The sequence below is a fragment of the Pseudoduganella sp. RAF53_2 genome (assembly GCF_052113985.1).
Taxonomy (GTDB): Bacteria; Pseudomonadota; Gammaproteobacteria; order Burkholderiales; family Burkholderiaceae_D; genus Rugamonas.
The window spans coordinates 1-6,192 of record NZ_JBFRDW010000352.1; the positions used below are offsets into that span (position 1 = coordinate 1).

The 6,192-nt window shown below is 64.0% G+C and carries 5 protein-coding genes; 3 read left to right on the plus strand and 2 right to left on the minus strand.

Translation table 11 applies throughout. From position 1 onward, the window contains the following. Positions 1-64: 64 nt before the first annotated feature. Both AB4Z11_RS19685 and AB4Z11_RS19690 read left to right on the plus strand, forming a co-directional pair. Positions 65-1,198 carry an AI-2E family transporter gene (locus AB4Z11_RS19685; RefSeq protein WP_442027079.1) on the plus strand — a complete coding sequence of 378 codons (1,134 nt, stop codon included), beginning with the start codon at positions 65-67 and terminating at the stop codon, positions 1,196-1,198. 5 nt (positions 1,199-1,203) lie between these two features. After that, on the plus strand, positions 1,204-1,710 hold the full coding sequence (locus AB4Z11_RS19690) for a hypothetical protein (RefSeq protein WP_442027080.1): 507 nt from the start codon (positions 1,204-1,206) through the stop codon (positions 1,708-1,710). A 9-nt stretch (positions 1,711-1,719) separates the two neighbouring features. Here the strand turns inward: AB4Z11_RS19690 and AB4Z11_RS19695 are convergent, their stop codons facing one another. Beyond that, positions 1,720-4,350, minus strand: a complete 2,631-nt coding sequence (locus tag AB4Z11_RS19695) for a M13 family metallopeptidase (RefSeq protein WP_442027081.1) — start codon at positions 4,348-4,350, stop codon at positions 1,720-1,722. Between AB4Z11_RS19695 and AB4Z11_RS19700 the strand changes: the two genes are divergently transcribed. Next, positions 4,340-5,359, plus strand: coding sequence for a hypothetical protein (locus tag AB4Z11_RS19700; RefSeq protein ID WP_442027082.1), 1,020 nt, complete (start codon positions 4,340-4,342; stop codon positions 5,357-5,359). The two genes, AB4Z11_RS19695 and AB4Z11_RS19700, sit on opposite strands and share 11 nt — an antisense overlap. Here the strand turns inward: AB4Z11_RS19700 and AB4Z11_RS19705 are convergent. Continuing rightward, positions 5,353-6,192, minus strand: an 840-nt coding sequence (locus tag AB4Z11_RS19705) for a YihY/virulence factor BrkB family protein (protein ID WP_442027083.1), incomplete at its 5' end; no start/stop codon positions are given. The genes AB4Z11_RS19700 and AB4Z11_RS19705 overlap by 7 nt on opposite strands.

Below are 6,192 nucleotides of genomic sequence, written 5' to 3' on the forward strand. Positions count from 1 at the left end.
CGGCGTGAAGTCGGTGAAAAACGATATCCGCGTGAAGTAAGCGCACGGATGATGGCCCGGCGCCATGGATCTGCCCGAGGAGCTGAATGACGCGCAGCGCATTCCGTTGCATGTCAACGCACGCGGGCTGGCGCTGGGCATCATCGCAACGGTCGCCTTTCTGTATGCCCTGCAATGGGGACGGGATTTTCTCGTCCCTATCATGCTGGGCCTCCTGATCGCCTATACCCTTAACCCTGCCGTGAGCTGGCTGGAGCGCTGGCATGTACGCCGCGCGATCGGCACCACGCTGGTGACGGTTGCCATGCTGGCCCTGATGGGCGTGGTGGCGCAGAAGGTGCAGGGCGAATTTACCAATATCGTGGAAGAGCTGCCCGAGGCGGGGCACAAGTTGTCGCGCCTGGTCGCTTCCACCACGGGCGGCACGGGCAGCACATTGCAGCGCATCCAGGCCGTCGCCAACGAACTGGAACAAGCCACGACAGGTGGCGCAGCGGGAGCGCGCAAGGCGCCGCGTAAGCCGGCGCCGGCGGTGGCGGAAGGCGGCAACATCAAGGTCATCGACTGGGTATGGGCTGGTTCGCGCGGCGTGGCGGCCTTCCTCAGCCAGTTCACGATGGTGGCCTTCCTCGTATACTTTCTGCTGCTGTCCGGCGACACCTTCAAGCGCAAGCTGGTCAAACTGACCGGGCCTTCGCTGAGCAAGAAGCGCATCACCGTGCAGATCATGGAAGACATCAACGCTTCCATCCAGGGCTATATGTTCATGCTGCTGGTGACGAACACCTTGCTGGCGCTGCTTAGCTGGGGCGCCTTTACCTGGATCGGCCTGGAGAACGCCGGCGCCTGGGCCATCGTGGCAGGCCTGCTGCACGTCATGCCTTACTTCGGCCCGCTGCTGATTACGTTCGCCACCGGGCTGGTGGCTTATCTCCAGTTTGAATCGCTGCCGCCTGTGCTGCTGGTGATGGGCGCCTCGCTCGCCATCGCCACGTTGATGGGCCTGCTGGTCGCGACCCTGATGACCGGCCGCATCGCGCGCATGAATGCCGCCGCAGTGTTCGTCAGCCTGCTGTTCTGGGGCTGGCTGTGGGGCGTGTGGGGACTGCTGCTTGGGGTGCCGCTGACCGTGATCATCAAAGCGGTGGCGGAAAAACTCGAAGGCATGGAAGTCGTGGCCGAACTGCTGGGTGACTGAGGCACATGAAAAAACTGATGCTGTCCTTTGGCGCCATCCATGCAGTCATTGCGCTGCTGTTTACCGCCGGCGCACTGTTCCTGATGGTGATTGGCGCCCGTCTGGGCTGGCACGCCGCGGCAGGCGACATCGGCCTGGCATCGGCACAGGAAGTGATCGAAGCGATCGGCATCCTTGCCGCCGCGGTGGTCGCCCTGCAGATTGCCGAAACCATTATCGAAGAAGAAGTGATCCGCGATGCGGACATCAGTGCACCCACGCGCGTGCGGCGCTTCCTGTCGCGCTTTTTCGTGGTTGTGGTGGTGGCACTGGCCATCGAAGGCCTGGTCGCCACCTTCCGCGCGGTGCACGAAGACGCCAGCGAACTGCTTTACGCGGCAGCCTTCATTGCCGGCGTTGGCGTGCTGCTGGCTGCGTGGGGTGTTTTCGTCCATCTCAACCGCTCGGCGGAGGAGCTGGAGCCAGCGGCCATGCAGGAAGCCCAGGCTGAAGACAACAAACTCCAGTCCTGAGCCGCGTGCTTACCAGATGCGCGCCCGCTGTTCCGGCGGCAGATACATCGGGTCGCCCGGCTGCACTTGGAAGGCTTCGTACCAGGCATCCACATTACGCGGCGGTATGCCGCCGCGGTACTGGCGTGGCGAATGTGGATCGGTCGCCAACTGCTTGCGCACGGCTTCTTCGCGCACCTTGCCGCGCCAGGCCTGCGCCCAGCCAAGGAACACACGCTGGTCACCGGTGTAGCCGTCCAGCAGGGGCGCCGGCTGGCCGTTGAGCGAGGCATGGTAGGCATCCAGCGCCAGGGTGACGCCGCCCAGGTCGGCGATGTTTTCGCCCATGGTCAGCTCCGCATTGACCTTGGCGCCGGGAACCGGCTCCAGCTTGGCGTACTCCAGGCCCAACATGTGGGCACGGGCCTTGAAGGCGGCTGCATCCTGGGCGGTCCACCAGTCGCGCAAGGCGCCGTCGGCATCGATGGTGCGGCCTTCATCGTCGAAACCGTGGGTGAGCTCGTGGCCGATGACGCCGCCGGCAGCGCCATAGTTAATGGCCGGATCGGCATTCGGATCGAAGATGGGCGCTTGCAGAATCGCGGCGGGGAAGACGATGTCGCGCAGGCTGCCGTTGTAGGCGTCGTTGGTCTGCGGCGTCATGGCCCAGTCGGAGCGGTCCACCGGACCGGCGTAGCGGCCGCTGTAGAACGCCCAGTCGGCTTCGGCGCAACGGCGCACGTTGCCGATCAGGTCGTCGGCTGCGATCACCAGCGCGCTGTAGTCGCGTGGATGGTCGGGATAGCCAACCTTGATGACGTAAGTATCGAGCTTGCGCAGCGCTTCCTTGCGCGTGGCTTCGCTCATCCAGTCCAGGCGTTCGATGCGGGCGCGGTAGGCGGCCTTCAGGTTCAGCACCATGGCCTCGATCTGCGTTTTGACTTCGGGCGGGAAATAGCGCGCCGTGTACAGCTGGCCGACGCCGAAGCCCATGGTGCCAACGCTGCCAAAGCGGTCGCCTGCCAGGAAGTCGTCGCCACTGACCGCGGTCACGGCGCGCTTCCAGCGGACAGGCTGCTGTTGCAGGCCGGCCAGCGTGACGCCGTGCAGCTGGAAGTGTGCGTCAACGAAGGCTTGCGGCAAATAGGGTGCGGCGTTATCGCCGATATGGAAGGCTTGCCATGCCTGCAGCGTGGCGAGCGGCGTCCGGCTGTAGAGGCGTGCCATTTGGGGGAAGGCGCTTTTTTCCGCCACAATCACTTTGGACAGCTGCGGCATGCCGGCCGCAGCGAACATGCCGCGCCAGTTGAATCCCGGCGCCAGCGCCTGTAGCTGTTCGATCGTCATCGCATTATAGGTGGCGACCGTGTCGCGCTGCTGCGCCTTGGTCCAGCTGACGCGGGCCAGCTCCGTTTCGAACGTCACCACGTCGCGGGCGCGCGCTTCCGGCTGCGGCCAGTTCAGGCGCCGCAGGATTTCAGCGACGTAGCGCTGGTATGCCGCCTTTTGCCTGGCGAACGCGGCTTGCAGATAATAGTCGCGGTCCGGCAGACCCAGGCCGGCCTGGGTCAGGTACAGGGCGTAATGATTGACGTCCTTGAGGTCGACGTCGATGAGGAAATTGAACAACGGCGTTTCGAAGCCGGTCTGGCTATGTCCCATGCGCGCTGCCAGCGCATCGCGCGAAGTGGCTTGCTTCACGGCGGCCAGGTCGGCGGCGACCGGCTGGATGCCCAGTTGCTCGATGCGCCCGGCATTCATGAAGGACGCGTAAAATGCGCCGGCCTTGGTTTCCAGTGTGGCCGGCTGTCCGCTGACCTGGGCGGCGCTTTGTTCCAGCAGCTCGTGCAGGCGCTTTTCGGTCAAATCCGAGATCGCCAGCCGCAGCGAGATGCCAGGCTTGTCGGCCGGGATCTGGGCACGATCCAGCCAGCGCCCATTCGCGTAGCGAAAGAAGTCCTTGCCAGGACTGGTGCTGAGATCGGCCCCATCCAGATCGAAACCCCAGTTGCCATAAACAGGCTTGGCGGGGGCGGCGTCGGCCGCCAGGGTGGAGAGGGGGAACAGGCTAGCCAGGCAGAAAACAAGGCGTAGGGCAGGGCGGATCATCGGGCATCCTTTGCAGTGGTTGAAAGGGATTACAGCGGTCCTCTGAAAAGCGTAATTTGTACAAAGCCGGCGCCTGATTCCTGGCCAGCAGCGTCCACTTGCCACCTGCGCTTGCAGGAAGTCGGTACCATCGCCTTCCACCGCAAGCGGTTCTTCAAATGCCGGATTGCCTTTTGCCGCGGCGCTTAGCGTGTTTGCGGCCAATGCCAGATCAAATCCCGAGGTGTCCTTCAGCTGCCGCAGCCGCCGCAACAGATTGGCGGCTGTGAGGAAAGCGTCGCGCCCTGCCGTCAGCCGGATCGGGATGCTTTTGGACTTGATGCGCAGCGTGGTCACAAGGTATTCGCAACCGCCGTGGCGGATATCAACCGACTCTCCCGTCGTCAGCGCCAGATACTCTCTCGCTTCATGGTCCGAGACGGGCGAAAAACGGTAGGAGCGAATGCCGGGCTGCTTTGCATTGAAAGCAGGGGCGGGCGCGCTGCGCACGCAGTCGCCGGGCGCGGGTGCGCACAGGCCGGGCAGGGGCAGGGCGAGYGCGATGCAGAACAAGCCTGATGTCATGTTCCTGGCGGTCAAATGGAAATCCCGAGTATTGGTCGACTTTTGCAATCCTTGCAAGCTTACATTAATCTGTCACCCAATCTCAACAGGAGCCTTCATGACCAGTGGAAGCGTTATCGGCATCGGCGTTGTCTTGATCATCACCGCGGGGCCGCTGGCGCTTTGGCTGGCGGGACTGCGCGCGCCGCGTGATGCTGCCACAGGGCCGTGGGATTGGCGGCTCACGATCATGTCGGGACTGCTTTACGCGCTGGCTTTCAACCTGATCTTCTTCATTCAGGAATTCTTTCTGGTCTTGCCGAAGGCGTTCACGCCGGGGCTGCGGCCGACGCTGTTCCACAACAATCACAGCTGGCAAGGCGAAAGCCCGCTGGCCAGCCTGTTCCAGGGCACCGGCGCGCTGGCGACGCTGGCGGTGGGCGTCGCCTGCGCGCTGTTGTTGCGGCGAGGCGCGGGAAGGTCCGCGGCGGTGCGCCTGTTCCTGTTCTGGATGGCGTACTGCGGCATGTTCATGGCGCTGCCGCAGGTCGTCGTCGGCGCCATCAGCGAGCAAAGCGATCTCGGCATGGCCATGGGCTATTTCGCCCTCGGTGCGGCGACCAAAACGGCCATTGCGCTGATTGCGCTGGCGATCATCCCCGTGGCCGCGTGCTGGCTGGGTACTTTATTGCTCAGGCGCGTGGCGGGGCCGGATCACATTGCCGGCGCGCGCGGGCGCAAGCGCTTCGTGTTCCGGTCCGCGACGCTGCCGGCTTTGCTGGCGCTGCCCTTGATTGTGCTGTTCCGCATTCCGCGCGAGTGGATTGAGGTGCTGATCGTGCCGGTCGTGGTGACAATGGCCGGGCTGGTGTGGATTCAGGCGGGCGCCTGGCGCGCGTCCGGTGCGGAGAGCAATGGCGGCGCGGGCGCTGCCTCGATCGCCTGGCCGCTAGGCGCGCTGGTGGCGCTGCTGCTGGTATTTCAGATTGTACTGAGACCGGGCATCCACTTCTATTGAGGCGGCTTGTAGTGGCGCAGGCTGCCTAGCTGCAGCGCGTATTGGCGGGCGAATTCGGCGCCGAGGAAAAAGATTTGTGCCGAGTAGTAGACCCATAGCAGCAGCGCGATCAGTGAGCCGGCGGCGCCGAAGCTGTCGGTGACGCCGCTGTTGCCGATGTACAGGCCGATCGCGTATTTACCCAATGAGAATAAGGCCGCGGTGCCCAGCGCGCCGATCACCACGTCGCGCCATGACAGACGGATACGCGGCAGCATCTTGTAGATCACGCCAAACAGGGCGGCGATCACGACGAAGCTGATGATGTAGTTGACGCCCGTGAGTACGGCCGCCATGCCTTGCCAGTAGCCCTGCATGATCTTTTCCAGCACGGCCAGCGCCGCGCTCACCACCAGCGACACCATCAGCAGAAATCCCAGCACGAGCACCATGCCGAAGGACAGCAAGCGGGTGCGGATGGTGTCCCACAGCGTGCCTTGCGTGAGGGGCGGCAGTTGCCAGATTTCGTCGAGGCTGGCTTTGAGTTCGGCGAACACGCTGGTGGCGCCAAACAGCAGCAGCGCACCGGCGATCAGCGTCGCCAGCTTGCCCTGGTCCTTGTTGTGGGCGCCGGCCAGAATCAGCTGGATGGCCTCGGCCCCCTGGCTGCCCACCAGGCCCCGGATCTGGAAAAACAACTCGCCGCGCGCCGCTTCCTGGCCGTAAAACAGGCCGGCAATCGCAATCACCAGCACCAGAATCGGCGCCAGCGAGAACAAGGTGTAAAAGGCGAGGGCGGCGCCTTTGCTGCTGGCGCGGTGATCGAACCATTCGCTGACGGCGCACCAGGCGAC

What these genes read in the sequence shown, in the direction of transcription:
- AB4Z11_RS19690 (WP_442027080.1), top strand. Translation starts at nt 1,204, where the DNA reads ATGAAAAAACTGATGCTGTCCTTTGGCGCCATCCATGCAGTCATTGCG.
- AB4Z11_RS19700 (WP_442027082.1), top strand. Translation starts at nt 4,340, where the DNA reads ATGCAGAACAAGCCTGATGTCATGTTCCTGGCGGTCAAATGGAAATCC.
- AB4Z11_RS19685 (WP_442027079.1), top strand. Translation starts at nt 65, where the DNA reads ATGGATCTGCCCGAGGAGCTGAATGACGCGCAGCGCATTCCGTTGCAT.